At 68.2% G+C, this 25,477-nt stretch carries 26 protein-coding genes, 1 pseudogene and 1 riboswitch; of the genes and pseudogenes, 9 read left to right on the forward strand and 18 right to left on the reverse strand.

The genetic code is table 11. The annotated features are described in order from the left end of the window. The 4 genes from ABE485_RS23110 to ABE485_RS23125 form a co-directional block, all read right to left on the reverse strand. Nucleotides 1-936 (reverse strand): hydroxyacid dehydrogenase, encoded by a 936-nt coding sequence (locus tag ABE485_RS23110; RefSeq protein WP_346517585.1) that lies wholly within the window; start codon nt 934-936, stop codon nt 1-3. 38 nt (nt 937-974) lie between these two features. Next, the gene (locus tag ABE485_RS23115) at nt 975-1,988 is read right to left on the reverse strand and encodes a Bug family tripartite tricarboxylate transporter substrate binding protein (RefSeq protein WP_346517586.1); all 1,014 of its coding nucleotides are present in this window, start codon (nt 1,986-1,988) and stop codon (nt 975-977) included. A gap of 149 nt (nt 1,989-2,137) precedes the next feature. Then, nucleotides 2,138-3,313: a UxaA family hydrolase gene (locus tag ABE485_RS23120; protein ID WP_346517587.1), complete on the reverse strand. Its 1,176-nt coding sequence runs from the start codon at nt 3,311-3,313 to the stop codon at nt 2,138-2,140. A 28-nt stretch (nt 3,314-3,341) separates the two neighbouring features. After that, entirely contained in the window at nt 3,342-3,623 is a 282-nt protein-coding gene (locus tag ABE485_RS23125; protein WP_076518627.1) for a UxaA family hydrolase, read from the reverse strand. A gap of 182 nt (nt 3,624-3,805) precedes the next feature. Between ABE485_RS23125 and ABE485_RS23130 the strand changes: the two genes are divergently transcribed. From ABE485_RS23130 to ABE485_RS23145, 4 genes are all read left to right on the forward strand, one after another. Further along, on the forward strand, nt 3,806-4,561 hold the full coding sequence (locus ABE485_RS23130; protein WP_346517588.1) for a GntR family transcriptional regulator: 756 nt from the start codon (nt 3,806-3,808) through the stop codon (nt 4,559-4,561). 100 nt (nt 4,562-4,661) lie between these two features. Further along, nucleotides 4,662-4,743, forward strand: a riboswitch (SAM riboswitch). Then, a complete protein-coding gene (gene metX, locus ABE485_RS23135) occupies nt 4,733-5,992 on the forward strand; it encodes a homoserine O-succinyltransferase MetX (RefSeq protein WP_346517589.1) in 1,260 nt (419 codons plus the stop codon). (Overlaps the previous riboswitch by 11 nt.) Beyond that, nucleotides 5,989-6,603 (forward strand): methionine biosynthesis protein MetW, encoded by a 615-nt coding sequence (gene metW / locus ABE485_RS23140; RefSeq protein ID WP_346517590.1) that lies wholly within the window; start codon nt 5,989-5,991, stop codon nt 6,601-6,603. The genes metX and metW overlap by 4 nt, the downstream gene beginning before the upstream one ends. Nucleotides 6,604-6,709: 106 nt before the next feature. Further along, nucleotides 6,710-7,957, forward strand: a complete 1,248-nt coding sequence (locus ABE485_RS23145) for a muropeptide transporter (RefSeq protein ID WP_346517607.1) — start codon at nt 6,710-6,712, stop codon at nt 7,955-7,957. Between the two features lie 79 nt (nt 7,958-8,036). Here the strand turns inward: ABE485_RS23145 and ABE485_RS23150 are convergent, their stop codons facing one another. Continuing rightward, nucleotides 8,037-8,906, reverse strand: a complete 870-nt coding sequence (locus ABE485_RS23150) for a universal stress protein (RefSeq protein WP_346517591.1) — start codon at nt 8,904-8,906, stop codon at nt 8,037-8,039. A gap of 223 nt (nt 8,907-9,129) precedes the next feature. Here ABE485_RS23150 and ABE485_RS23155 point away from each other — a divergent pair, with 223 nt between their 5' ends. Continuing rightward, entirely contained in the window at nt 9,130-9,768 is a 639-nt protein-coding gene (locus tag ABE485_RS23155; protein ID WP_346517592.1) for a trimeric intracellular cation channel family protein, read from the forward strand. 126 nt (nt 9,769-9,894) lie between these two features. Beyond that, nucleotides 9,895-10,566, forward strand: coding sequence for a GntR family transcriptional regulator (locus ABE485_RS23160; protein ID WP_346517593.1), 672 nt, complete (start codon nt 9,895-9,897; stop codon nt 10,564-10,566). A gap of 31 nt (nt 10,567-10,597) precedes the next feature. Here ABE485_RS23160 and ABE485_RS23165 read toward each other — a convergent pair whose 3' ends face one another. From ABE485_RS23165 to ABE485_RS23180, 4 genes are read right to left on the reverse strand one after another with little or no spacing between them, the layout of a single operon-like run. Further along, nucleotides 10,598-11,365 carry a LamB/YcsF family protein gene (locus ABE485_RS23165; RefSeq protein ID WP_346517594.1) on the reverse strand — a complete coding sequence of 256 codons (768 nt, stop codon included), beginning with the start codon at nt 11,363-11,365 and terminating at the stop codon, nt 10,598-10,600. Nucleotides 11,366-11,378: 13 nt separating this feature from the next. After that, nucleotides 11,379-12,371: a biotin-dependent carboxyltransferase family protein gene (locus ABE485_RS23170; RefSeq protein WP_346517595.1), complete on the reverse strand. Its 993-nt coding sequence runs from the start codon at nt 12,369-12,371 to the stop codon at nt 11,379-11,381. Beyond that, complete coding sequence (gene pxpB, locus ABE485_RS23175; RefSeq protein WP_430795461.1) at nt 12,368-13,108, reverse strand: 5-oxoprolinase subunit PxpB; 741 nt, start codon at nt 13,106-13,108, stop codon at nt 12,368-12,370. Before pxpB ends, ABE485_RS23170 begins: the two co-directional genes overlap by 4 nt. Before the next feature lie 18 nt (nt 13,109-13,126). Then, the gene (locus ABE485_RS23180) at nt 13,127-13,558 is read right to left on the reverse strand and encodes a VOC family protein (RefSeq protein WP_346517597.1); all 432 of its coding nucleotides are present in this window, start codon (nt 13,556-13,558) and stop codon (nt 13,127-13,129) included. 152 nt (nt 13,559-13,710) lie between these two features. On the opposite strand from ABE485_RS23180, the gene ABE485_RS23185 reads away from it, so the two are divergent. Then, nucleotides 13,711-14,586, forward strand: coding sequence for a LysR family transcriptional regulator (locus tag ABE485_RS23185; protein ID WP_346517598.1), 876 nt, complete (start codon nt 13,711-13,713; stop codon nt 14,584-14,586). Nucleotides 14,587-14,691: 105 nt separating this feature from the next. Here the strand turns inward: ABE485_RS23185 and serA are convergent, their stop codons facing one another. The 9 genes from serA to phoB all read right to left on the reverse strand — a co-directional run bounded on the left by serA (nt 14,692) and on the right by phoB (nt 24,077). After that, nucleotides 14,692-15,891: a phosphoglycerate dehydrogenase gene (gene serA / locus ABE485_RS23190; protein ID WP_346517599.1), complete on the reverse strand. Its 1,200-nt coding sequence runs from the start codon at nt 15,889-15,891 to the stop codon at nt 14,692-14,694. A gap of 208 nt (nt 15,892-16,099) precedes the next feature. Beyond that, nucleotides 16,100-16,570, reverse strand: a complete 471-nt coding sequence (locus tag ABE485_RS23195) for a DUF411 domain-containing protein (RefSeq protein ID WP_346517600.1) — start codon at nt 16,568-16,570, stop codon at nt 16,100-16,102. A gap of 48 nt (nt 16,571-16,618) precedes the next feature. Further along, a complete protein-coding gene (locus tag ABE485_RS23200; RefSeq protein WP_346517601.1) occupies nt 16,619-17,590 on the reverse strand; it encodes a copper resistance protein B in 972 nt (323 codons plus the stop codon). A 2-nt stretch (nt 17,591-17,592) separates the two neighbouring features. After that, entirely contained in the window at nt 17,593-19,359 is a 1,767-nt protein-coding gene (locus ABE485_RS23205; protein ID WP_346517602.1) for a copper resistance system multicopper oxidase, read from the reverse strand. A gap of 1 nt (nt 19,360) precedes the next feature. Then, nucleotides 19,361-19,846 carry a cupredoxin family protein gene (locus tag ABE485_RS23210; protein ID WP_346517603.1) on the reverse strand — a complete coding sequence of 162 codons (486 nt, stop codon included), beginning with the start codon at nt 19,844-19,846 and terminating at the stop codon, nt 19,361-19,363. Nucleotides 19,847-19,916: 70 nt separating this feature from the next. Beyond that, entirely contained in the window at nt 19,917-21,317 is a 1,401-nt protein-coding gene (locus ABE485_RS23215; RefSeq protein WP_430795462.1) for a heavy metal sensor histidine kinase, read from the reverse strand. Beyond that, entirely contained in the window at nt 21,314-22,003 is a 690-nt protein-coding gene (locus tag ABE485_RS23220) for a heavy metal response regulator transcription factor (protein ID WP_346517604.1), read from the reverse strand. Before ABE485_RS23220 ends, ABE485_RS23215 begins: the two co-directional genes overlap by 4 nt. A gap of 55 nt (nt 22,004-22,058) precedes the next feature. Then, the gene (phoR, locus tag ABE485_RS23225; RefSeq protein WP_346517605.1) at nt 22,059-23,366 is read right to left on the reverse strand and encodes a phosphate regulon sensor histidine kinase PhoR; all 1,308 of its coding nucleotides are present in this window, start codon (nt 23,364-23,366) and stop codon (nt 22,059-22,061) included. Nucleotides 23,367-23,378: 12 nt separating this feature from the next. Then, entirely contained in the window at nt 23,379-24,077 is a 699-nt protein-coding gene (gene phoB, locus ABE485_RS23230; RefSeq protein ID WP_006227196.1) for a phosphate regulon transcriptional regulator PhoB, read from the reverse strand. 161 nt (nt 24,078-24,238) lie between these two features. On the opposite strand from phoB, the gene ubiE reads away from it, so the two are divergent. Continuing rightward, entirely contained in the window at nt 24,239-25,015 is a 777-nt protein-coding gene (gene ubiE, locus ABE485_RS23235; RefSeq protein ID WP_346517606.1) for a bifunctional demethylmenaquinone methyltransferase/2-methoxy-6-polyprenyl-1,4-benzoquinol methylase UbiE, read from the forward strand. Nucleotides 25,016-25,194: 179 nt separating this feature from the next. Continuing rightward, nucleotides 25,195-25,477, forward strand: a pseudogene (locus tag ABE485_RS23240) (Tim44 domain-containing protein); the annotation flags it as partial.

The raw sequence follows: 25,477 nt of genomic DNA on the forward strand, positions 1-25,477 counted from the left end.
TCAGCGTGCGCGGGCGTCAAGCGCTATTGTCACCCCGGCGGCCACCATGTCGGAAACGCGCGTGTTGGCCTCTTGCGTCAGGCCGGCGATGTGCGGGGTGAGGATCAGGTTGGGGGCGTCCGCAAGCGGGCTGCCGGCGGGCAGCGGTTCCTCTTCGAAAACGTCCAGCGCAGCGCCGCGCAGGTGGCCGGCGCGCAAGGCCGCCGCAAGGGCGGCCTCGTCCACGATCCCGCCGCGCGAGGTGTTGATGAGGATGGCGCCCGGGCGCATGCGCGCGATGCGGCCGGCGTCCAGCAGGTGCCGGGTGTCGGCGGTAAGCGGCACGTGCAGCGTCACGACGTCGGCCTGCGCAAGCAGTTCGTCCAGCGCCAGCGGCGCAGCGCCCGTTTCCTGCCAGGCGGGATGGCTGGCGGGCAGCGCCGCGTCGCTGCCCACGACGCGCATGCCCAGTCCTTGCGCAAGCCGCGCCGCCAATCGGCCGATGCCGCCAAAGCCCACCACGCCCAGCGTCCGCCCGTGCGCCTCCAGGCCCTGCGACAGCGCGGTTCGCGGCCACTTTCCCGCCGCGACGTCGGGCGTGGCCGCGTAGGCCCCGCGCAGGAGCGCCAGCATCGTGCCGATGACGTACTCGGCCACCGCCCGCGCATTGGCGCCCGTTGCGGGAATGACCTGGATGCCGCGCGCCTCGCAGCCGGGCAGGTCGATATTGTCCAGCCCCACCCCCAGCCGGCCCACCACGCGCAGGCGCGGGGCGGCCGCCAGCAGTTCGGCGTTCACCTGGCTGCGGTTGCGCACGATCAACGCGTCGGCGTCGCCGGCGGCCTCGAGCAGCGCGCCGCGCTGTTCGACCAGGTCCGGGGCGTAGCGCACGTCGAACCGCTGCCGCAAGGCATCGACGGCGGGCGCGTCCATGAACTCCGAAATCAGTACTCGCATCTGCCGGGCTCCTCTTCGTGGTTGGCAGGGTGGCCGCTTCAGGCGACCTGGATGTTGGCGTCGCGGATGATCTTGGCCCAGCGCTCCACCTCGGATTTCAGGTAGGCGCCGAACTCCTGCGGGCCCCGCGGCTGGGGCACGAAGCCCAGTTGCAGCAGCGCCTGCTGCATGGCGGGCTGAGAGATCTGCTTGACGATGGCGCCGCCGATGCGCTGGACCAGTTCGGGCGGCGTGCCGGCAGGCGCGAGCACGCCGGTGAAGTTCTCGACGATCAGGTCCGGCAGGCCGGCTTCGGCCGTGGTGGGCAGGTCCGGCAGGTCCTTGCTGCGCGCGCGCGTGGTGATGGCCAGGGCGCGCAGCGAGCCATTCTTCACGTGCGCCAGCGATTCGGGATAGTTGGAGAACACTACGTCCAGGTGCCCGCCGATCAGGTCCGTGAGCGACGGCGCGCCGCCCTTGTAGGGCACATGCATCAGCGGCACGCCGGTGAGTTTCTGATAGAGCGCGAGCGTCAGGTGCGGCGGCGTGCCATTGCCGCTGGATCCCGCGGACAGGGCCTTGGCCTTGGCCGCGCGCGCCAGGTCGTCCATGCTTTTGATATTGCTCTTGGCGTTGACCACCACCATGATGGGCGAGGACGCCAGCCCCGCCAGCGGCGTCAGGTCGCGGGTCAGGTCATAGCCCGCCTTGCCCGCGAACAGCGTGGCGTTGGCGGCGTGTGACAGGGTGATGGCCAGCCAGGTGTAGCCGTCCGGCGCGGCGTGCGAAACATGGGCCGCGCCGATGTTGGCGCTGCCGCCCGGCTTGTTCTCCACTACGACGTTCCAGCGTTCGGCGTCGCTCAGCGCCTTGCCCACCTGCCTTGCGGCGACGTCGGTCAGCCCGCCGGGCGGAAATGGCACGACGTAATTGATGGGGCGTTCCGGCCAGGCGCCTTTCTGCGCCAGCGCGCGCTCCCACGGCGCCAGCGCACAGAGGCCGGCGGCGCCCAGCGCGCCGAGCAGGCGCCTGCGTTGCGAGTCCTGCAGGGGGTATTGCGGTTCGCTACTCATCTGTCTTCCTCCTTGGGGTTGCGCCCGGGTAGGAATGCACACGCCTTTGCTGCCGCGGTCTGCGCCCGGGTCTGCTGATTCTTGTCGGTGATGCCGAGATGGTGCTGCGGGAATGGCCGGCGCGGTCTCCTTGCCGCGCCGGCCGGGCGCTATGCGCTTTCGAAGATCCGCGTCAGGACAAATTCACGGTGGCCCAGGGCCTCGGCCGCGGTCCAGCGGCCATTGGCGGTGGCCAGCATGCATTCCAGCAGCTTGTCGCCGGCCTGGTTCAGGTCGATCTCGCGCTGCAGCAGGCCGCTGGTGTCCACGTCGATGTGCTCGGACATGGTGCGCACGGTGCGCGGATTGGCGCAGATCTTGATGACCGGCAGGATCGGGTTGCCGATGACGTTGCCCTGGCCGGTGGGAAAGAAGTGCACTGCATAGCCCGACGCCGCGCACAGGGTCACCATTTCGGCCGCGGCCGAGGACGAGTCCATGAACCACAGCCCGGGGCCGTCGGGGATTTCGGCCTTGTCGATCACGCCGTCCACGCGGCACTTCTTGCCGATCTTCTGGATGTTGCCCAGCGCCTTTTCCTCGATGGTGGTCAGTCCGCCGGCGATGTTGCCCTTGGTCGGCTGGGATTCCGACAGGTCGCTGGTCTTCCAGCGGTCGATCATGGCCTGGTAGCGGTCGAACATGAACATGAATTTTTCGCGCACGGCATCGTTGGCGCAGCGCTCGGCCACGATGTGCTCGCCGCCGGTCAGCTCGGAGGTTTCACCGAACACCAGGGTGGAGCCCAGCGCATAGAGCTTGTCGAAGGCGTTGCCGACGGTGGGATTGGCGCCGCAGCCGGACGTGGTGTCGGATTCGCCGCACTTGGTGGACACCCACAGGTCCGCGATCGGGCATTCGCTGCGCGTGAGCGCCGTGGCGTAGTGCACGTATTCCTTGGCGCAGCGCGAGGCGCGCATGATGGTGTCGTGATCGCCGTGCAGTTCGATGGAAAAGCCCATGACTGGCTTGCCGGTGGCGGCGATGCCGTCCACCACGCGCTTGGTCCAGCCTTCCTCGATGCCGATCACGACAACGGCCGCGACGTTCGGGTTACAGCCCGTGCCGATCAGGGTGCGGAAGTGCAGTTCCAGGTCTTCGCCGAACTGAAGGCGGCCGTAGGGGTGGGGCAGGGCCAGGGTGCCCTTGATGTTGTTGGCGACGGCTTCGGCCGCGGCGTTGGAGATGTCGTCCACGGGCAGGACGATGACGTGGTTGCGCACGCCGACGCGGCCATTGTCGCGGCGGTAGCCTTGGAAGGTGGTCTGGGCAGTGATGATGGACATGGTGGATTCCTGGGCGATGGGGGGACGCTTACCAGCGCTTGGTCTTGATGTTGTGCACATGGGCGTGCTGGCCGGCCTTGATGGGCGCCACCACGCGGCCGATGTCGACGCCATACTTGAAGACCGTGTCGCCGACGTCCATGTCCTTCATCGCCACCTTGTGGCCGATGGGGATGTCCTGGGAGGCGCGCACATGGATGATCTTGTCCTCATCCATGATCCAGGCGTTCAGCTCCGTTCCGGCGGTCAGGCCTTCCACCACGGCGACCGCCACCGTGTCCTTCGCATCGTGCAATACGGCGTGAATCATTGTCTTCCTCTCTTGGTCAGAAGCGCCGCCGGGGTGTTGCACGCGGCGCGGATCACAACGGCCAGGAAATCTTAGGGCGGCCTTTTTCCAAAGTCAACTACATCATATATATGAATTGGATGACTTGAGCGAAAAGCGCGGCCGCCGCTACACTGGGGGTCCGTGAATATTGCGATGCACCCATGAACACCAGCCTGTCACCGACTGTGCCCCTGGGCAGTCCCTTGTATGAACAGGTCAAGCAGGCCGTGCTTGCCGCGCTGGCGCAAGGCGAGTGGAAGCAGGGCGAGGCGATACCGCCGGAAAAGAACCTGGCCGAGCGTTTCGGCGTGTCGATCGGCACCTTGCGCAAGGCCATCGACGACCTGGCCGCCGAGAACATCCTGGTGCGTCACCAGGGGCGCGGCACCTACGTCGCCGTGCACACGCGCAACCACCACTTCTTCAAGTTCTTCCGCATCGTCGGACAGGACGGCAGCAAGTCGTACCCCACCACCGAACTGCAACGCTTTCGCCGCGTCAAGGCGTCGGCGGTGGCGCGCGAGAAGCTCGCCTTGCCTGCCGGCGCCCAGGTGTACGAATTCCTGAACGTGCTGTCGCTCAACGGCGATGTGGTCATGGCGGACGACGTCTGCCTGCCGGAGTCGCGCTTTCCCGGGCTGACCGAAGCGCATCTGCGCGAACGCGCCAGCACGCTGTATGCCCTGTACCAGGACCTGTTCGGCGTGAATGTCATCGCCACCGACGAGCGCCTGCGGACCTGCCTGGCCGAACGCACGCATGCGCGCTGCCTGGGTGTGCCCGAAGGCAGCGCCCTGCTGGAGATCCGCCGCATCGCGTTTTCGTACAACCGCCAGCCGGTGGAATGGCGCGTGTCGCGCGTGAACACCGAGCGCTACGAGTACCTGGGCCAGGAGCCCTGGGAAGCCGGCGCCTGAGACGCCGTCACGGCGCCGGGGCGGGAACGCCCCGCGATGCGCTGCCCGGCCGCGTTGCGGAACGCCGCGGCAAGCAGTGCTAGAATTCCTGCCGCACTATCCAATTTTCGGCGCCGATTTGCCTGATCCGCTTGCGGGCGCCTTCCAATAAATCCAGCTAAAGAGGTCCGTATGACCACTCCTGCCCAGAATTCGGCCGGTGATTCGGCCAGCGGGTTCGTCCCCGCAACCGTCACGACTTCCGCAACCGTTGATCCCGGTTCGGTCGGCCTCGTCGCTCCCACCTTCATCCGTTTCGATGAGCCGCTGCCTTTGCTCAGCGGCCAGTCGCTGGCTTCGTACGAGCTTGCCGTCGAAACCTACGGCACGCTCAATGCCCAGCGCACCAACGCGGTCCTGATCTGTCATGCGCTCAATGCTTCGCACCACGTGGCGGGGCAGGCGGCGGACAACCCCACCGACGTGGGCTGGTGGGACAACATGGTCGGCCCCGGCAAGCCGGTGGACACCAATCTTTTCTTCGTGATCGGCGTCAACAACCTGGGCTCGTGCTTCGGTTCGACCGGACCCGCCAGCATCAATCCCGAGACCGGCACGCCCTGGGGCGCGGCGTTCCCGGTGCTGACGGTCGAGGACTGGGTGCGTGCGCAAGCCCGGGTGGCGGACCATTTCGGCATCGAACGCTTCGCCGCGGTGATGGGCGGATCGCTGGGGGGCATGCAGGCCCTGAGCTGGTCCATCACCTTGCCGGAGCGCGTCGCCAATTGCATCGTGATCGCCAGCACGCCGCGCCTGTCGGCGCAGAACATCGGCTTTAACGAAGTGGCGCGCCGCGCCATCATCACCGATCCGGACTTCCACGGCGGCGACTACTACGCGCAGGACACCGTGCCGCGGCGCGGGCTGTCGGTGGCGCGCATGATCGGCCACATCACCTACCTGTCCGACGACGACATGGCCGAGAAATTCGGCCGCGCGCAGCGCGCGCCCGCCGAGAACGGCGCCTACCACTATGGTTACGACGTCGAGTTCGAGGTCGAATCCTACCTGCGCTACCAGGGCGAGAAGTTCACCCGCTATTTCGACGCCAACACCTACCTGCTGATCACGCGCGCGCTGGACTACTTCGACCCGGCCCGCATGACCGGCGGCGACCTGGCCCGTGCGCTGGCGCCGGCCAAATCCAACTTCCTGCTGGTGTCGTTCTCGACCGACTGGCGCTTCCCGCCGGAGCGATCGCGCGAAATCGTGCGCGCGCTGCTCAAGAACGCCAGCCCCGTCACCTACGCCGAAATCGATGCGCCGCACGGCCACGACGCCTTCCTGCTGGAAGACGCGCGCTACCACGCGGTGGTCCGCGGCTATTACGAGCGCATCGCCCGCGAACTGGGCCTGGTCGACGCCGCCTTGACCGAAGGATCATCCGAATGACCCCCGTTACTCCCCGCTATGCCCACAGCGCGTTGCGGCCAGACCTGGCGCGCATCGCCGGCTGGATCGAACCCGGCAGCCGCGTCCTGGACCTGGGCTGCGGCGACGGCGCCTTGCTGGCCCACCTGCGCGACCATCGCCAGGTCCGGGGCGCCGGCGTCGAGCTCGACGACACCTGCGTGATCGCCTGCGTGCGCCGCGGGGTCGAAGTCATCCAGCAGAACCTGGAGGACGGCCTGGCGCTGTTCGACGACAAGCAGTTCGACACGGTGGTGCTGTCGCAGACCCTGCAGTCCATGCACCGCACCGAACACATCCTGCGCGAGATGGCGCGCGTGGCGCGCTACGGCATCGTGTCGTTTCCCAACTTCGGCTACTGGCCGCACGGCTGGGCGATCCTGCGCGGACGCATGCCGGTGACGGGCCAGATGCCCTACCAGTGGTACAACACGCCCAACATCCACCTCTGCACGCTGCGCGACTTCGAGCAGCTGGCGGACGAGGTGAGCCTGCGCATCCTGGAACGCGCCACCTTCAATGAAGGCAAGGAAGTGCGGCTGTTCCCCAGCTGGCGCAGCACGCTGGCGGTGTACCGCTTCGCGTCGCCCTGACATTCCGACACGCATCCTCCTGACGGGACGGGCGGACAGGCCCTAAAATGCCCAAGCCCGCGGCCGGCGCCTGCCGCGCCGCGGCCAAGTTTCAGGAGAGACCGTCATCACCGCTGCTTCCAACGTCTACACCAGCCCCCGCGTCGCGCCCCTGCTGGTCCTGGGCTTTGCCAGCGGGTTGCCGCTGGCGCTGACCAGCGGCACCTTGCAGGCCTGGGCCACCGTCGAAGGCGTCCCGCTTCAGGAAATCGGTTTCCTCACCCTGGTAGGCACGGCCTACACCATCAAATTCCTCTGGGCCCCCCTGGTCGACCGCTATGCGCCGCCGCTGCTGGGCAGGCGCCGCGGCTGGATGCTCGTGACCCAGCTGCTGCTGGCGGTGGCCATCCTGGCGATGGGCGCGCTGTCGCCGTCGTCCGCGCTGATGCCCCTGGCGCTGCTGGCCGTGCTGGTGGCCTTCCTGTCCGCCACGCAGGACATCGCGTTCGACGCCTATTGCACGGACGTGCTGCGCAAGGACGAACGGGGGGCGGGGGCGGCCATCAAGGTCATGGGCTACCGGCTGGCCATGATCGTCTCGGGCGGCCTGGCCCTGATCATGGCCGACCAGTGGATCGGCTGGGGCAACACGTACATGCTGATGGGCGGGTTGATGCTGCTGTGCGCGCTGGCCACGCTGTGGGCGCCCGAGCCCGAGCACGTCGCGCGTGCGCCGCGCACGCTGCGCGAGGCCGTGGCCGAGCCCCTGCACGAATTCTTTACGCGCCGCGGCGCGCTGGCGGTCCTGCTGCTGATCGTGCTGTACAAGCTGGGCGATGCGTTTGCCGGCGCCCTGTCCACCACCTTCCTCATCCGCGGCGCGGGCTTCACGCCCACCGAGGTCGGCACCGTGAACAAGGTGCTGGGGCTGGCGGCCACGATCATCGGCGCGCTGGCCGGCGGATCGGTGATGGCACGCTGGGGGCTGTACCGGTCGCTGATGGCGTTCGGCCTGTTGCAGGCCGTGTCCAACCTGGCCTACTGGCTGATCGCAGTCAGTCCCAAGAACATCTGGCTGATGGCCACGGGGGTGGGCATCGAGAACCTGTGCGGCGGTCTGGGCACGGCGTCGTTCGTCGGCCTGCTGATGGCGCTGTGCCGCCAGCGGTTTTCCGCCACGCAGTTCGCGCTGTTGTCCGCGTTGTCGGCCGTGGGGCGCACCTATCTGGCGGGGCCGCTGACCCCGCCCCTGGTCAACTGGATGGGCTGGCCGGGCTTTTTCCTGCTGACGGTCGTGATCGCCCTGCCGGGCCTGGTGCTGCTGAAGATCCTGCGCGGCACGATCGACGACATGGAAAAACAGGGCGAGGCGTAGCCCGGTCCTGGCGCCTGGGGGCGCCCGGCGACGCGCCGACGTCCGGGAGGCCCCGGGGCGCCGGCGCCTGGCTTCGCGGTTATTCGTCGCCGCTGAGGCGCACGATCAGCACGTCGCTGGGCAGGGATTCCAGCAGGCGCTCGGCCACGCTTCCGATGGCGGTGCGCAGGATGCCCGTGCGGCCATGGGTGCCGGTGACGACCAGGTCGGAACGATGGTTGAAGGAGTATTCGGACAGCACGGTTTCGGGCTGTCCGGCTTCCAGCACGACCTTGGGCGGCACGCCCTTGGGCAGTTCCGGTGTTTCGGCGATGAACCGCGCGGCGGCCTGTTCCGAGGTCTTGAAGAAGCTGCTGACCACGGCGTCGTCAGGCGTGTTCACGCCCTGGAAGGGCACGTCGTAGGCATGGAACAGCGTCAGGTCGGCATTTGGCACAAGCTGCAGCGCGGCGCGCAGGGCCTGGCGGGAGCCGTCCGAGAAGTCGGTGGCGACCAGGACATCGCGGTAGGGCTTGCGCGGACGGTTCTTCACGACCAGCACCGGCTGGCGGGCCTGGCGGGCCAGTTTTTCCACCGTGGTGCCCAGCAGCAGGCGGCCAAGCGTTTCCTGGCGCGCGATACCGGCGACGATCAGCGAGCAGCCGTAGGTGTCGGCCGTTTCCATGATGCTGGCGACGGGGTCGCCCTTGGCGACCACGACTTCCGTGGGGACGTTGGCCGCCGCCACGTCTTCGGCGAGCTCGCGTTCGACCAGGGCCTTGTGGTCGGACGACAGGCGCCGCCAGACCGGCGTGGTCAGGCGCGCGGGCGTGGCATGGGATTCCATGACATGCAGCACGATCAGCTTGGTGTTCAGTTCCTTGGTCAGCTGCAAGGCGCGATCCAGGGCGCGGTCGCCGCGTGCACTCAAGTCGGTGGCCAGCAGGATGGGGCCAATTTGCTGTGTCATACGTTATCTCCCGGTTGTGGCCAGAGGGGCGGCTCCCGCGTCCGCGCTGCCTGGCCCATTAGCGCCCGGTCGGGCACGTCTACATTGTCTCGCCGCGAAACGAGACGGTGCTTGATCGATATCAACGCAAGGACGAGCGTACGGGATGATGCGCCGCCAGGCAATGGCGCCGGCGCGGGCAAGGCTCAATACAATGTGGCCTCCTCCAGTCCCCGCCCGAGCCATGTTTACGGATATTTCGCCTGTTCTGCTGCATACGCTGTACCTGGTGGCCATCGTGGCCGAAGCGATGACCGCGGCGCTGTCGGCCGGGCGGCGGGACATGGACTGGATGGGCGTCTGCATCATCGCCTGCGTGACCGCCCTGGGCGGCGGCTCGCTGCGCGACGTGCTGCTGGGGCACTATCCCCTTACCTGGGTCGTGCATCCCGAGTACCTGTGGATGACGGGCGGCGCGGCCATCCTGACCGCGCTGATCGCGCCGGTCATGCGGCGGCTGCGCAGCGTTTTCCTGCTGGCCGACGCCCTGGGCCTGGTGGCCTTCACGGTCATCGGCTGCCAGGTGGCGCAGATGATGCAGTTGCCGATCACGGTGGTGCTGATCAGCGGCATGATCACCGGCTGCGCCGGCGGGGTGCTGCGCGATGTCCTCTGCAACGAGGTGCCGCTGCTGTTCCGCAAGGAGCTCTACGCCAGCGTGTCGCTGGTGACGGGCGCCCTGTATCTGGGATCCCAGGCCCTGGGCCTGTCCGCCAATGCCTCCGTGCCCATCGCGCTGGCCGCGGGGCTGGCGATGCGCCTGCTGGCGCTGCGCTTCAACTGGCAGATGCCCAAATTCGTCTATCGGGACGACTGGGACTGAGCCCGGCGCGCGCGCTCCCAAGACGGCTTTTTCGGTATGAAACAGTAATGCTATTTGTGTTTCAATAGATTTCTAGTATCTTGTCACTGTCTCATACCATGCATTGCGCAGTAAAAGGGGAGCCGATTGGACGTCAAAGCGCCCGCCACGATTCCATATTTCCTACAGGAACAGATTCGTGAGTTGATAGTGAACGGCACTATCCGGCCCGGGCAGCCGTTGCGGGAACAGGAACTGGAACAACGTTTCGGCACGAGCCGCAGCCCTATCCGGGAGGCCCTGCGCCTGCTGGAACTGAGCGGGCTGGTGACGCACATCCAGCGCAAGGGCTTTCGGGTCACGCTCTATACCGAAACCCAGATCCGTCACCTGTACATGCTGCGCGCCGAACTCGAGGCCTATTGCATCCGGCAGGTCGCCGAAATGCCCGACGTGGGGCCGCTGGTGGCCGAGCTGGGCCGCTTCCACGAGGCCATCGTGGCCGCGATCGGCCGCAGCGATGCGCGCGATTTCATCGCGGCCTCGCGCGAGTTCTATCTGGCCGCGGCGCGCTACACGGGCAATGCGCCGCTGACCAGCATGCTCAGCAAGCTGTACGAACAGATCGAGCCGCTGGGCTACCTGCTGGCCCGGCAGTCGCTGGAGGGCAACACGATCCCGGCGTACACCCAGGGCATCATCCAGGCGCTGGGCAATCGCGATTTCGAACGCGCGGCCGGACTGACGCGCCGCTACGTGCTGGAAGTGCTGCCGGAAATCCTGCAGGCCTACCGCGACGCGGCGCTGCAGGACGCATAACAGCGCGCCGCGACGGGCGCGAGCCCGGCTGTCAGGCCCGGGCCGGCGTGCGCACTTCGATGCCGGCCTTTTCCAGGGCCTGGCGGATGCCGTTGGCGAAGATCAGCGCGTTGGGCTGATCGCCATGGATACAGAGCGTGTCGGCCTGCACCGGCACATCTTTGCCGTCGACTGACCGCACCACGCCTTCGCGCACCATGCGCACCACCTGCGCCACGGCCTGTTCCACGTCTTCGATCATGGCGCCGGCGCGCGTGCGCGGCGTGAGCGAACCGTCGTCCTGGTAGGAGCGGTCGGCGAAGACTTCGTTGGCGGCCGCCAGACCGATGGCGCGCGCGGCGTCGATCAGCTTGCTGCCTGCCAGGCCGTACAGGATCAGCGAGGCGTCCACGTCCTTCACCGCCTGGCAGATGGCCCGCGCCAGGTTTTCGTCCTTGGCCGCCATGTTGTAGAGCGCGCCGTGCGCCTTCACATGATGCAGGCGCGCGCCTTGCGAGGCCGCCACGCCGGCCAGGGCGCCGATCTGGTAGACGACGATGTCGTAGGCCTCGTCGGGACTGATCTGGATGACGCGGCGGCCAAAGCCGGCCAGGTCCTGCAGGCTGGGATGGGCGCCCAGCGCCACGCCCTGCTTGAGCGCCGCCGCCACGGTCTTGCGCATGGTGGCGGGGTCGCCGCCGTGGAAGCCGCAGGCGATGTTGGCGGAGCTGACGTACTGCAGCACCGCGGCGTCGTTGCCCATGGTCCAGGCGCCATAGCTTTCGCCCATGTCGCAGTTCATATCGATGCGGGTGGTCATAGCGGTTTCCTTTCTAGGCCAGGAGCGCGCGCAGCGGCGCCAGCGCTTCCTGCAATTGGGCAAAGGCGCGCTCGCGCTCGCCGTCCAGGCGTTGCGCTTCGTCGAGTTCGATCTGCTGGAAGCGCAGGACCTGTCCGGGCGCGCACTGCGCCAGGGGGGGCAGGTCCACGGTGGCGATCTGCGCGATCTTGGGATAGCCGCCGGTGGTCTGCCGGTCGGCCATGAGGATGATGGCCTCGCCGCCCGACGGCACCTGCACGGTGCCGAAGCAGGCGGCCTCGGACAGCATCTGGCGCGGCTGGTGCATGGTCAGCGGCCGGCCCTGCAGGCGGTAGCCCATGCGGTCCGATTGCGGGCTGATGCGGAATTCGGCTTGGCCGAAGGCGCGGCGGCTCGATTGCGAGAACTCCGGCCAGTGCACGCCGGGCAGGAAGCGGATGAATTCGCGCGGCTTGTTGCCCAGCACGGCGGGCAGGTAGACGCGCACATTCGACAGGTCTTTTTGCAGCGCATCGGCATCGCGGTCTTGCGCAAGCGGCCGGCTCAGGGGAACGACGTCGCCCTTGGCCAGCGCGCGCCCCTGGAAGCCGCCGAAGCCGCTGCGCAGGTAGGTGGTCTGGCTGCCCATGACGGGCGGGAGCGCAAAGCCCCCGTGCACGGCCAGATAGGCGCGCACGCCGGCCGCCGGACGGGCGCCGAAGGCCAGCACGTCGCCTGCCCGGGCCACCAGCGGGCGCAGCAGGGGGATGTCCTGGCCGTTCAGCGTGGCGCCCAGGTCGGCGCCGGCCAGGGCGAAACAGGCCGGGGCGTCAAAGCGCAGCGTGGGGCCCGTCAGGGTGATTTCCAGGGTGGCGGGGTCGTCGTCGTTGCCGGCCAGCGCATTGGCCAGCCGGTGCGCGCGTTCGTCCATGGCGCCCGCCACAGGGATGCCCTGGTGCTGGTAGCCCTCGCGCCCGCGGTCCTGGAAGCTGGACAGCATGCCCGGCTTGATCACGGTGACGCTCATGGCCGGGCTCCCCGGATGCGGTCGAACTCGTCGGGGCCGATGGGCACGAAACGCACCGAGTCCCCGGGCTGCAGCAGGGCCGCGGGTTCCCGGGTCGGATCGAACATGACGAGCGGGGTGGCGCCGATGATGTTCCAGCCGCCCGGCAGCCGGTTCGGGTAGATCACGGTCTGGCGGTTGGCGATCGCCACGGCGCCCGGGGGCACCGCGGTGCGCGGCGAGGGGCGCCGCGGAATGTTCAGTTTTTCGTCGTGCACGCCCAGGTAGGCATGGCCGGGCGCGAAACCCAGCATGAACACCATGCTGCGGGGCTGGCTGTGCAACTGGATGACGCCATCGGGCGTCAGGCGGGCCGCGCGGGCCACGTCGGCCAGGTCGGGGCCGTGTTCGCCGCCGTAGCAGACGGGGATGTCGACTTCGCGTCCGCCGGCATCGCCGGCAGGAATGCCGTCGGCCAGCAAGGCCTGGATGTGTTCGGAGAGCGTGGCGTAGGTGGGGCCTTCGCCGTGGCCTCCGGGCCGGTAGTGCACGGCCACCGCGACAAACGAAGGCACGACGTCGGTCACGCCGGGCAGCCGCGCGTCGCGCAGCTTGCGGGCGGCGGCAAGACAGGTTCGGCCGACCGCCGCGTCGATCTTCTCGCCAAACGAAATGATCAGGCAGCGGTCACCCTGGGGCAGGATGCGCCAGCGGGTTTCGGCCGGAGAATGGGAGTCGGGTATTGCGTTCAACGGCACGAAACCTGTAGTGACGGATTACTTGGCGAACAAAGAATCCATGTTCTTGAACGCCTTGAATTCAAGCGCATTGCCCGACGGATCCAGGAAGAACATCGTGGCTTGTTCGCCCACTTCGCCCTTGAAGCGGATGTAGGGTTCGATGACGAACTCGGTGCCGACGTCGGTCAGGCGCTTGGCCATGTCCTGCCATTGTTCCATGGAAAGGACGGCGCCGAAATGGCGGACGGGCACATTGTGCGAATCCACGGCGCTGGTGGCCTTGTGGCCGCATTCGCTGGGCGCCAGGTGCGCCACGATCTGGTGGCCGTAGAAGTTGAAGTCGATCCATTCGGGCGAGCTGCGGCCCTCCGGACAGCCCAGTTTTTCGCCATAGAAGGCGCGGGCTTCGGCCAGGTCGCGGACGGGGAAGGCCAGGTGGAACGGCGGCAGGTTGGTTTGAGCGGACATGCAAGGCTCCGGGTCAGGCAAAGAAAAAATGATCGGTCAGAATGCGGGCCCGCCGCAATAAAGGCGGGCCTTAGCATCTGCCGATAGTTTAGGTATTGTTTTTTTTATTGAAAAACGATATTTTTTGTGCCTTACCATCGAAATTATTGATAGTGATCAAGGAATTCAAGACCTTTCTCGCCGTGGCGCGCGATGGCACCTTCACGGGGGCGGGCGCCCAGCTGGGGCTGACCCAGTCCGCGGTCAGCGCCCAGATCAAGCGCCTGGAGGAATACCTGGGGGTCGATCTCTTCGACCGAGGGCCTCGCGCGGCGGTGCTGAACGCCCATGGCCGCGAGATGCTGCCGCAGGCCGAAGAGCTGGTCGCCATGGCCGAGCGCATGGCGGCCTCGGCGGGCGCGGGCCACGTCAGCGGATCGCTGCGCATCGGCGCCATCGCCTCGGTGCAACAGGATCTGCTGGTGCATGCGGTGGGCGAGTTCCGCGCCGCCTATCCGGACGTGCGGGTGCGGATCGTGCCGGGGGTTTCGCTGTCGCTGCTGGGGCAGGTGGACGCCGGCGAAGTGGACCTGGCCGTGCTGATCCGTCCGCCGTTCGCGCTGCCGCCCGAACTGGGCTGGCAGCCGCTGATGAGCGAGCCGGTGATGCTGGCCATGCCCGAGTCCATGCCGCTTGCCCCCTGGCGTGAACTGCTCGCGACCCAGCCCTTTATCCGCTACGACCGCGCGTCGTTCGGCGGGCGGGTGGTGGACGTCTTCCTGAAGAAGCACCGCATCAACGTGCACGAGGCCGTGGAGCTCGACGAGATCGAGGCCATCGCGGGCATGGTGCGGCATGGCCTGGGCGTGGCGCTGCTGCCCAGGCTGCGGCGGCTGGACATGACGGGCCTGCGCCTTCTGCCGCTGGACGGACTGGCCTTCCATCGCGAGATCGGCATCATCGGCCGACTACCCTTCGATGCGGGCAGCGTGCGCGAGAAGATCGCGGAATGCCTGCTGCGCGCCGCGCGCGATTCCGCGGGCGCCTGACGTCCCCGGATCGTCCGGGCGCGTTGAAGGGCGCCGCTTGCGGGCCTGCGCTGCGTAGTGGGCCGCGGCCCAAAACAGAAGAGCCCCCGAAGGGGCTCTTGTCTTTTACAGCCGGTCGCAGCGCACGGTGATGGGGTGGTTGCGCAGGTCGGTCATCACGATGTCGTCGACCTCGCCCTCGACATCGGTGATCACGTAGCCGATCTGTCCGCGGGTCTGCAGGGTCTGGCTGACGATGTTCAGGCCGTGCTGCGCCATCAGGTTGTCCAGGGCGCCCAGCGCGCCTGGCGCGTTGCGGTGGACGTGCAGGATGCGCGTGCCGCCGGCCTGCTCCAGGAACGGCAGTTCGGGGAAGTTGACCGCGCCCTTGGTGGTGCCGGCCTGCAGGAAGCGCACCAGCTTCTCGGCCACTTCGCGGCCGATGTTCTCTTGCGATTCCTGCGTGCTGCCGCCGATGTGCGGGGTCAGGATGACGTTGGACATGCCGATCAGCGGGCTGGCGAGCGGTTCGTCCGCGCCCTTGGGCTCGGTGGGGAACACGTCTAGCGCGGCGCCGGCCAGGTGGCCGGACTTCAGCGCCGCGTGCAGCGCGGCGATATCCACCACCGTGCCGCGCGAGGCGTTGATCAGGATGGCGCCGCGGCGCATGCGCCCGATCGTCTCGGCGTTCATGATGTTTTCGGTGGACTTGCCGCCGGGCACATGCAGCGTGACGACGTCGGCCTGTTCCAGCAGGTCGTTCAGCGTGCCGGCGGGACGGGCGTTGCCCAGCGGCAGCTTGGCTTCGACGTCGTGGTAGATCACGCGCATGCCCAGGCTTTCGGCCAGGGTGCTGATCTGCGAGCCGATATTGCCGTAGCCCACGATGCCCAGCGTCTTGCCGCGGGTCTCGAAGGCGCCCGCGGCGCTCTTGTCCCAGTGGCCCAGGTGGACGCGGGCGTTCTTTTCGGGGATCCGGCGCAAGAGCAGGATGGCTTCGCCCAGCACCAGCTCGGCGACCGAGCGGGTGTTGGAGAACGGCGCGTTGAAGACCGGGATGCCGCGCTGCATGGCGGTGTCCAGATCCACCTGGTTGGTGCCGATGCAGAAGCAGCCCACGACGCGCAGGTCGGGGTTGCCGGACAGCAGGGCGGCATCCAGGTGGGTGCGAGAACGTATCCCCGCCACTTGCACGCCGCGCAGGGCGTCGTGCAATTGCGCCGGAGGCAGGGCCGCGGCATGCGTGACGATGTCGGTGTAGCCGGCGGCCTCGAAGACGGCGCGGGCGCTCGGGTGGATGTTCTCGAACAGGACGATTTGTGCCATGACAGCCAAGGGGTGGGTGAGAAACGCGTTTTTATTTATTGTGGACCATTTTTGCTGCAGTGCAAGGAGTAGCCATTGAGCCGGTGTGGATGAATTGTTTCAGTGAGGCGGTAAGTAGAGCGGCTAGTGCGGCGGCTAGTGCGGCGGCTAGTGCGGCGGCCAGCGCGCCGGCCAGCGCACCGGCCAGTGCGCCGGCCGGCGCCGTCGGCTAGCGGTACGCCTGGTAGACCTTGGCCTGGCCCCGCTTGTCCACCAGCACGACGTCGTGCGGCGTCTTGCGGCCGCCATATTCGGGGCCGTCCATGCCGGGCGATCCCAGCGGCATGCCCGGCGCGGCCAGGCCCGCCGCGTCGGGCTTTTCCAGCAGCAGCCGGCGCACGTCGCTCGCCGGCACATGTCCTTCGACGGCGTAGCCGTCCACCATGGCGGTGTGGCAGGAGCCGTAGTCCGCCATGCCCGCGTTGCGGCGGATGGGGCCGGTGTCCTGGACGTCGTGCGTGGTCACCTCGAAGCCGTTGTCGCGCATGTGCTTCACCCAGTCCTCGCAGCAGCCGCAGGTGGGCGTCTTCCAGACCTGCACCTTGACGGGCGTTTGCGCGGCGGCGAGCGCGGGGGCGGCCAGGGCCGCGGCAAGAACCAGGCGGCGCGTGAGACGGCGCGTAAGGCGGGAAACGTTCATGATGCTCCGTGCAGAGAATTAGGGGGCCTGTCGGGCGGGCGCAGGCGGTCAGAACCAGAAGCGCACGCCCGCGATGATGGCGGCCTGCGACCGGCTTTCGCCGGCGTCGGCCGCGTAGCTTGCGGTCTGGCCGAACTTGCGTTCAAAGGATACGCCAACATAGGGGGCGAACTCGCGGCTGACCTCGTAGCGCAGGCGCAGCGAAAACGCGCCCTGCGACAGGCCGGAACCGATGCCTCGCGCTGGGTCGTCCTTGCCGTAGAGGCTGGCCTGCAGCTCGGGCGTGAGGATCAGCCGCTGGGTCAGCAGCAGGTCGTATTCGGCCTTCAGCGCCAGGGCCGTGCGGCCGGACGAACCCACGTAGGCGGTGGTCTCCAATTCGATGTTGTACGGCAGCACGCCTTCGATGCCGATCGCGGCCCAGTTGCGCTTGGGCCCCGTGCCGATGTCGCGGCGCGCGCCCAGCTGCAGGTCCCAGAACGGCGACACGGCGTGGCTCCAGAATGCTTCGACCTTGCCGTCCGAACCGCCGCCGTTCTCGCGCTCGCCCTCGCTCTTGACCAGCAGCCTGTCCGTGGCGGTGCCGGCCCAGAAGCGGCCGTCCCACTCCAGCGCATTTTGGCCGTCCCGGTTGCGCGCGACGCCGAACTTGTCGAACAGCACTTGCCACGTGGGCGCGTTGTCCATCATGTGCGGGTGGATGCCGTAGCTGTCGTAGCCGCGCTCGCCCGTGCCGTCGCTGGCGGGCAGGCTGCCGACGGGCGGCGCGGCGGATGCTGCGGCGGGTGGCACGGTGGGCGCGGCGCCGTGGCCGGCCGGTCCATGGTCCATGCCCGAGTGGTCCATGCCGGCGTGGTCCGTCGGCGTCGGGGCGGGCGGCGTTCCGTGGTTCATCGCGCCGTGATCCATGCCCGGCATGCTGGAATGATCCACGTCCTGCGCCCAGGCAGGCTGGGCCGCCAGGGTGAAGACAAGGGCGCACGCGCCGAGCAGGGGATGTTGCGATTTGATCGTTTTCATCGTTACTCCACCACGACCGCCCTGAACATGCCGGCCTCCATGTGATACAGCAGATGGCAGTGGTAGGCCCAGTGCCCGCGCGCATCGGCGCTGACGCGGTAGCTCAGGCGCTGCGCCGGATTGAGGGTGATCGTGTGCTTGCGGACCTGGAACGCGCCGTCGGGCGATTCCAGGTCGCTCCACAGTCCGTGCAGGTGGATCGGATGCGTCATCATCGTGTCGTTGACCAGCACGAAGCGCACGCGTTCGCCGTAGCGCAGCACGATGGGCTTGGCGTCCGAAAACCTCACGCCGTTGAACGACCACATGTAGCGCTCCATGTTGCCCGTCAGGTGCAGCTCGATCTCGCGCGAGGGGGCGCGGTTGTCGTCGGGCTCGCGCACCGAGTGCAGGTCGGCGTAGGTCAGCACGCGTCGGCCGTTGTCGCGCAGGCCCACGCCGGGATCGTCCAGCCGCGTCGACACCACGTCCGGCAGCATGGAATTGCCCACGCCACGTTCGGCGGGGTAGGGGTGCCTGACCTCCACCATGCCGCCCTGGTTCGCGCCGGAACCGTGGACGCCGGCATGGTTCATGCCGGCAGCAGCGCCGCCGTCCTGCATGCCGCCCATGTCGTGTCCGCCCGCGCCTTGCCCGCCCATGTCGTGCGCCATGCCCATGTCCATCATGCCCAGCAGCTGCACGCGGTCCAGTTCCGGCACCTCGGCCTGCATGCCGGGCCGCGGGGCCAGCGTGGCGCGCGCGTAGCCGGAACGGTCCATGGCCTGCGAGAAGATGGTGTAGGCGCGGTCTTCCCGCGGCTCGACGATGACGTCATAGGTTTCCGCCACGCCAATGCGGAATTCCTCGATCTCGACCGGGCGCACGTCCTGCCCGTCCGCGGCCACGACGGTCATCTTCAACCCCGGGATGCGCACGTCGAAGTACGTCATCGCCGAACCGTTGATGAAGCGCAGACGCACGCGCTCGCCCGGCGTGAACAGCCCCGTCCAGTTGCCTGCCGGCGTGGCGCCGTTCGTGAGAAAGGTGTACGTGGAGCCGGACACGTCCGCCAGGTCCGACGGGTTCATGCGCATCTGTTCCCACATCAGGCGTTCGGCCAGCGCCCCGCGCCAGCCCTTGTCCCGCGCCTCGGCCGCCAGGCTCTGGACGCTGGGCTGGATGCGGTTGTAGTAGTCGGGCATCACCTTCAGCTTGTTGAACAGGCGCATCGGATCTTCGTCCGTCCAGTCCGACAGCAGCACCGTGTAGTCGCGGTCGGACGCGATGGGGTCGCGCCGCCGCGGATCGATCACGATGGCGCCGTACAGACCGGTCTGTTCCTGGAAGCCCGAATGGCTGTGGTACCAGTAGGTGCCGCTCTGGCGCACCTTGAAGCGGTAGGTGAAGGTCTGGCCGGGATCGATGCCCGGGAAGCTCAGGCCCGGCACGCCGTCCATCTCCGTGGGCAGGAGGATGCCGTGCCAATGGATGGACGTCTGCTCGCGCAGGCGGTTGGCCACGTGCAGCGTGACCGTGTCGCCTTCGCGCCAGCGCAGCAGCGGCGCGGGCAACTGTCCGTTTACCGTGGTGGCGATGCGCGCGGCGCCCGTGAAGTTCACGGGGGTTTCGCCGATCTCCAGGTGGAACTCGGTGCCGCGCAGCTCGGCGGCTGGCGCCGCGGGCCGCTGCGCCAGCGCGGCGCGCCAGCCGCCGATAGCGGCCAGGGCGCCGCCGCTGGCCAGGCCCTGCACGAAACGCCGGCGGGAAGAGGGAGGGAGCGCCTTCATGTCACAGCACCGAGACCGAACCCTTCATGCCCGCCGCATAATGGCCGGGCTCCAGGCAGCCGAACGACACCGTGCCCGCCTTGTCGAATCGCCACACGATCTGGCCGCTCTTGCCGGCTTCGAGCGACACGGCATTGGGTTCCTCGTGCCGCATGCCGGGATCTTTCATCATCATGTCGTAGTGCGATTTCAGGTCCGCATCGGTGCCCAGCACCAGTTCATGCCGGATCATGCCGCTGTTGCGCACGTTCAGGCGCACGGTCTCGCCGGCCTTGACGTCGATGCTGGCGGGCGTGAAGCGCATGGCGTCCGACATGTCGATATCGATGGTGCGCGTCACGCGGGCGGCATCGCCCGGCTTGCCGATGGGGGCGGAGGCCGCCGGCATGGCGTGGCCCGCATGGCTGCCGGCGGCGTAAGCGGCGCCGGCGGAAAGCGACAGGGCCAGGACGGCGGCTTGGGTGGTGCGGAGCAGGGTGCCTTTCACGAGGATCCTTTCAGGAGTGACCGTGATGGCACTTTAGGCAAGCCGGGGTGACCCGATCCTGTCGCGCAGATTACGTTTTTGTAATGTTGGCGGGGCCGGCCGGGATGTCTGGCCCCCTCAGGGTGATGGCGACGACCGTGCCGTTCGCGTCCGACGCGGCATCCACGTCGCCGCCGTGCATGCGCGCGATGGCGCGGACGATGGCCAGGCCCAGCCCGTGGCCCTCGCTGCGCGGGGCGCGCGCCTGGCCGGAACGGAAAAATCGGTCGAAGATGCGGGGCAGGTCGGCGGGCGGGATGGGCGGGCCGGGATTGCGCACCTCGACCCGCGCGCCGGCGGCGGATGCCGAACAGGCGAGCACGATCTCGCCGCCGCGCGGCGTGGCCTTGATCGCGTTGGAAATCAGGTTGGCCAGCGCGCGGCGCACCAGCCCGGCGTTGACGGCGACGCTGGCGTCCCCGGTGCAGCGCAGCCGGACAGCGTGTTCCTCCAGCGTCGCTTCGTAGTATTCCGCCACGCGCCGGGCCTCGGCGGCCAGCGATACCGTGGCCAGGTCGGCGGCGCGTTCGCCGCGGTCCGCGCGGGCCAGGAACAGCATGTCGTTGACCAGGGTCTTCAGATCTTCCAGCTCTTCCAGGTTGGACTCCAGAGCGTCGCGCAGTTCCTGCGCGTCGCGCGGCGAAGACAGCATGACCTGCGTGCCGTTGATCAGCGTCGCCAGCGGGGTGCGCAGTTCGTGCGCGACGTCGGCGTTGAAGCCTTCCATCTGCTGGTAGGCGGACTGCAGCCGGTCCAGCGTGCGGTTGAAGGAACGCACCAGTTCGTGGAGTTCGCGGTCGGTGTCTTCCAGCGGCAGGCGCCGCGCCAGATTGTCGGGCTGGATGCGCGCCGCCTGTCCGGACAGCCTGCGGGCGGGCGCCATGCTGCGCCGCACCGCCCACGCCGCCAGCACGACGGTGGCGCCCACCCACAGCGCGCAGATCAGCAGCAGCGCGGTGCCGTAGGCGTACAGGAACTGCGAACTGGTGCGCGTGCTGACCGCCACCGTCAGCTGCGCGCCCGGCAGGATGCGGTCGTTCATGGCAACCCGCAAGCCGCGCATGCGCCCGCCGTCCGGCGCCTGCAGCACGACCTGCCGGCCGTCCGTGGTTTCCAGCGTTTCGGGGGCGGGGCCGCCGTAGACGACGTTGCCCTGGGCGTCCTCGATCCAGATGCCCAGCTGGCCCTGCCCGGCGCGCATCTCGTCGAAGGTGGCGGCCAGGTCGTGCAGGCCGCTGGCGCTGTTCTGCATGTCGATCAGGTGGTCGATGAGTTCCAGCTTGCCGCTGACCTCGGTGATCTCCTGGCGTTCAACTTCGCGCTTGAGCGCCCAGAACAGCGTCGCGCCGGCCAGGCTGGACACCAGCAGGGCGATGGCGCCCAGCAGCAGGGTCAGCCGCGCCTGCATCGAGCGCATGCGGGGGCGCTTCACGCGGAGCGTTCCCCCGCCGGACGCGATTCCAGCACGTAGCCCATGCCGCGCACGGTGTGCAGCAATTTGGTGTCGTAGGGATCGTCCAGCTTGCCGCGCAGCCGCCGCACCGCCACGTCGATGACGTTGGTGTCGCTGTCGAAGTTCATGTCCCAGACCTGTTCGGCCAGGGTCGTGCGCGACAGCACCTGGCCCTGGCGGCGCAACAGCAGCGCGAGCAGGCTGAATTCCTTGGCGGTCAGGTCCAGCCGCTGTCCGGCGCGCCGGGCCCGGCGGCGCGCCAGGTCCAGCTCCAGGTCGGCCAGCCGCAGCAGCGTGGGCTCCTGCGAGCGTCCGCGGCGCAGCAGCGCCTGCACGCGGGCCAGCAGTTCGGAGAACGCGAAGGGCTTGACCAGATAGTCGTCGGCGCCGCCTTCCAGGCCGCGCACGCGGTCTTCCACGGCGTCGCGGGCCGTCAGCATCAGGATGGGGGTGTCCTTGCGCGCGCGCGCCGACGCCAGGACTTCGAAGCCGTCGATCCCCGGCAGCATGACGTCCAGCACGATCAGGTCGTAGGCGCCTTCCAGCGCCAGGTGGCGGCCGTCCGGGCCATCGCGCGCCACGTCCACGACATGGCTTTGCTCCGACAGTCCCTTCTTGAGGTAGTCGGCCAGTTTGGGTTCGTCTTCGATGACCAGGATGCGCATGGCCAAAAATTTACCATCCGCGGCGCGGCTGCGGCGCCGCGCGCGGACGGCCGGGTCAGGCGGCTTCAGCCAGGGCGATGCGGTCGGGCGGGAAGCGCAACGCGAAGACGCTGCCCTTGCCGGGCTCGCTGGTGATCAGCAGTTCGGCGTCGTGGCGCATCGCGATGTGCTTGGTGATCGCCAGCCCCAGGCCGGTGCCGCCGACGGCGCGCGACCGGCCGCGGTCCACGCGGTAGAAGCGTTCCGTCAGCCGCGGCAGGTGCCGGGCGGGGATGCCGATGCCGGTGTCCTGGACGCTGTAGCGCGCGCCGCCGTCGGACTCGCGTTCCCAGCGCACGGTGATCGTGCCGCCGTCGGGCGTGTAGCGCACGGCATTGGTCAGCAGGTTGGACAGGGCGGACGTCAGTTCGGTTTCGGCGCCCAGCACGTCCAGGCTTTCATCGATATGCCATTCCAGCACGTGGCGGCCGCCCGACAGGGCCTCGATCTGCTGGCGCGCCTTCTGCAGCAGCGCGCCCATGTTGACGGCGCGCGGGTCGCTGCCCGGCGACGATTCCAGCGTGGACAGGGTCAGCAGGTCTTCCACGATGGCCTGCATGCGATGGGCCTGCTCGTGCATCATGTCGATGTACTGGGCGCGTTGTTCCTGGGGCAGCATGTCCTCGGGCATGTCGCGCAGCGTCTCCAGAAACCCGGCCAGCACCGTCAGCGGCGTGCGCAGTTCATGGGACACGTTGGCGACGAAGTCGCGGCGCGTGGTCTCCAGGCGCTCGATCTGCGTGACGTCGCGGGTGATGAGCAGGCGCTGGTTGCTGGCATAGGCCGTCAGCTGCATCATCATCAGCCGTTCCTGGCCCTGCTGGCCCAGGCGGACCAGGATGGGCTCGGGCCACGCGGCGCGGTGCGCATATTCCACGAACTCCGGCGCGCGCAGCAGGTTCAGCAGGTTGTGGCCGCGGTCGGCCGGCAGGCGCAGGCCCAGGTGCTGGCGCGCCATGCGGTTGCACCAGTCGATCTGGAAGTCTTCGTTCAGGGTGACCGCGCCGTCAGGCAGCGCCTGGGCGGCCGCCAGCATGCCCTGCATGGTGTCGCGGGTTTCGGAGAGTTCGCGGGCGCGGGCCCGGGTGTAGCGGTACAGCGGGGCGAGGATGTCGTCCCAGGGGCCGACCGAGGCCGGCGGGGCGGAGTCGGGGTGGTTGGCCCAGCGGGAAACCAGGGTCAGCCGCCAGCTGCGCCAGAGCAGCATGGCGGCCAGCGCCGCCGAGAACACCAGCCAGCCCGCGGGGTCGCCAATGAGCCATTGCGCGAGCAAGGCAAGCACCGCCCACAGGGCGACCAGGAAAAGTGTGCGCAGCCAGATCATCGTGCGGGAGTTTTACCGCGTCGGGAGCTGGGCAGTAAACCGGTAGCCGCTGCCGCGGACAGTTTCCACGTGCGCGTCGTGGCCGCTGGGTTCCAGCGCCTTGCGCAGGCGGCGGATATGGACGTCGACGGTGCGTTCTTCCACGAACACGTGGTCGCCCCAGACCTGGTCCAGGAGCTGCGAGCGGGAGAACACCCGCTCGGGGTGCGTCATGAAGAAGTGGAGCAGGCGGAATTCGGTGGGGCCGATCTGCAGCGACTGGCTGTTGCCCGACAGCCGGTGCGTCACGGGGTCGAGCTTCAGGCCGCCCACGTCGATCACGTCATCGGTCAGCTGGGGCGCGCGGCGGCGCAGCACGGCCTTGATGCGGGCCATCAGCTCCTTCGGCGAGAAGGGCTTGGTGATGTAGTCGTCGGCGCCGGCTTCCAGGCCGTCCACCTTGTCCTGTTCCGACCCCTTGGCGGTCAGCATGATGACGGGGACGGCGCGGGTGCGCTCGTCGTTGCGCAGCTTGCGCGCCATGGCCAGTCCGGACGTGCCGGGCAGCATCCAATCCAGCAGGATCAGATCGGGAAGCTCGGCGCGGATCAGGGTCTGGGCCTGGTCGGCGTCGAAGGCGCGCAGCACCTTGTGCCCGGCGAAGGACAGGTTGACGGCGATCAGTTCCTGGATTGCGGGTTCGTCTTCGACGACGAGGATGGTGCTGGACATGAGGGATTTGGCACACTTCGGAGCGCCGGCGCGGCGCGAACATTGCGATAGTATGGCCGCAATATTTCAGGTATGTGACCGCGGCGCGTCATCTGGCGGGCCCGTCCGCCGCAGGCGTGCGCCCGATAGGCTACCATTGAACGATATATCGGGAATTCACCATGCAAAACCCCTCCGAATCGCAACAATCCGCGGATTCCGCCTCGCAATCCACGCACTTCGGCTTCCAGTCGGTGCCGGAAAGCGAAAAAGCCCGCAAGGTCGCCGAAGTCTTCCATTCGGTGGCGCAGCGCTACGACGTCATGAACGACTTCATGTCCGCCGGCCTGCACCGCGTCTGGAAGGCCTTTACCATCGGCCGCGCGGCCATCCGGCCCGGCATGAAGGTGCTGGACATCGCCGGCGGCACGGGCGATCTGGCCCGCGCCTTCGCCAAGCGCGCCGGCCCCACGGGCGAAGTCTGGCTGACCGACATCAATGATTCCATGCTGCGCGTGGGCCGCGACCGCCTGACGGATGCCGGGCTGCTGGTGCCCGCCGCCGTGTGCGACGCCGAGCGCCTGCCGTTCCCGTCCGGTTACTTCGATCGCGTCAGCGTGGCGTTCGGCCTGCGTAACATGACCCACAAGGACCGCGCGCTGGCCGAGATGACCCGGGTGCTCAAGCCGGGCGGCAAGCTGCTGGTGCTGGAGTTCTCGCGCGTGGCCAAGCCCCTGTCGCCGGCCTACGACTGGTATTCCTTCAATGTGCTGCCCTGGCTGGGCAAGAAGATCGCCAACGACGAGGCCAGCTACCGCTACCTGGCGGAATCCATCCGCATGCATCCCGACCAGGAAACCCTGGCCGACATGCTGCGTACCGCCGGACTGGAGCGGGTGCAGTACTTCAACCTGACCGCCGGCATCGCCGCCCTGCACGAAGGGGTACGCCTGGGCTGACCGCGGGGCCGTCCACGGCATGTTTCGCTCTCCCTCGGGGAACTTGTGGGGAGGCGTCTTGTCCGTTATTCTTACACCATTCAGATTACTGTAAGAAAAGTCGCGCAGATGGTTCCGTGTTTCGCGGAACCCTCCCGTTGCTCGGGGCAGCGGGGGCGCGAGTACGAGGGAGCAAACCTATGTCCAAATTCTGTCTTTCGCGGTTTGTCGCCGCGGCGCTCATCGCTGTTTCCGGCGCGGCGCTGGTGACGGCGTCGTTTGACGCCGAAGCCCGCCGTGCGGGTGGCGGCAGCAGCGTCGGCCGTCAATCCTCCAATGTGACCACGCAGCGCCAGGCCACCACGCCGCCGGCCGCCACCAACAACACGGCAGGCGCCACCGCCGCCCCGGCAGCCGCCGGCGCGGCCACGGCGGGCGCCGCGGGCGCCGCCGCCCAGAGCGGCGCCTCGCGCTGGCTGGGCC

Origin of the sequence: Achromobacter spanius (assembly GCF_039673305.1) — a bacterium.
Taxonomy (GTDB): Bacteria; Pseudomonadota; Gammaproteobacteria; order Burkholderiales; family Burkholderiaceae_B; genus Achromobacter; species Achromobacter spanius_F.

Coding starts and splice junctions, on each gene's coding strand:
- ABE485_RS23110 (WP_346517585.1), bottom strand. CDS start 936: ATGCGAGTACTGATTTCGGAGTTCATGGACGCGCCCGCCGTCGATGCC.
- ABE485_RS23115 (WP_346517586.1), bottom strand. CDS start 1,988: ATGAGTAGCGAACCGCAATACCCCCTGCAGGACTCGCAACGCAGGCGC.
- ABE485_RS23120 (WP_346517587.1), bottom strand. CDS start 3,313: ATGTCCATCATCACTGCCCAGACCACCTTCCAAGGCTACCGCCGCGAC.
- ABE485_RS23125 (WP_076518627.1), bottom strand. CDS start 3,623: ATGATTCACGCCGTATTGCACGATGCGAAGGACACGGTGGCGGTCGCC.
- ABE485_RS23130 (WP_346517588.1), top strand. CDS start 3,806: ATGAACACCAGCCTGTCACCGACTGTGCCCCTGGGCAGTCCCTTGTAT.
- metX (WP_346517589.1), top strand. CDS start 4,733: ATGACCACTCCTGCCCAGAATTCGGCCGGTGATTCGGCCAGCGGGTTC.
- metW (WP_346517590.1), top strand. CDS start 5,989: ATGACCCCCGTTACTCCCCGCTATGCCCACAGCGCGTTGCGGCCAGAC.
- ABE485_RS23150 (WP_346517591.1), bottom strand. CDS start 8,906: ATGACACAGCAAATTGGCCCCATCCTGCTGGCCACCGACTTGAGTGCA.
- ABE485_RS23155 (WP_346517592.1), top strand. CDS start 9,130: ATGTTTACGGATATTTCGCCTGTTCTGCTGCATACGCTGTACCTGGTG.
- ABE485_RS23165 (WP_346517594.1), bottom strand. CDS start 11,365: ATGACCACCCGCATCGATATGAACTGCGACATGGGCGAAAGCTATGGC.
- ABE485_RS23170 (WP_346517595.1), bottom strand. CDS start 12,371: ATGAGCGTCACCGTGATCAAGCCGGGCATGCTGTCCAGCTTCCAGGAC.
- ABE485_RS23180 (WP_346517597.1), bottom strand. CDS start 13,558: ATGTCCGCTCAAACCAACCTGCCGCCGTTCCACCTGGCCTTCCCCGTC.
- serA (WP_346517599.1), bottom strand. CDS start 15,891: ATGGCACAAATCGTCCTGTTCGAGAACATCCACCCGAGCGCCCGCGCC.
- ABE485_RS23195 (WP_346517600.1), bottom strand. CDS start 16,570: ATGAACGTTTCCCGCCTTACGCGCCGTCTCACGCGCCGCCTGGTTCTT.
- ABE485_RS23200 (WP_346517601.1), bottom strand. CDS start 17,590: ATGAAAACGATCAAATCGCAACATCCCCTGCTCGGCGCGTGCGCCCTT.
- ABE485_RS23205 (WP_346517602.1), bottom strand. CDS start 19,359: ATGAAGGCGCTCCCTCCCTCTTCCCGCCGGCGTTTCGTGCAGGGCCTG.
- ABE485_RS23220 (WP_346517604.1), bottom strand. CDS start 22,003: ATGCGCATCCTGGTCATCGAAGACGAACCCAAACTGGCCGACTACCTC.
- phoR (WP_346517605.1), bottom strand. CDS start 23,366: ATGATCTGGCTGCGCACACTTTTCCTGGTCGCCCTGTGGGCGGTGCTT.
- phoB (WP_006227196.1), bottom strand. CDS start 24,077: ATGTCCAGCACCATCCTCGTCGTCGAAGACGAACCCGCAATCCAGGAA.
- ubiE (WP_346517606.1), top strand. CDS start 24,239: ATGCAAAACCCCTCCGAATCGCAACAATCCGCGGATTCCGCCTCGCAA.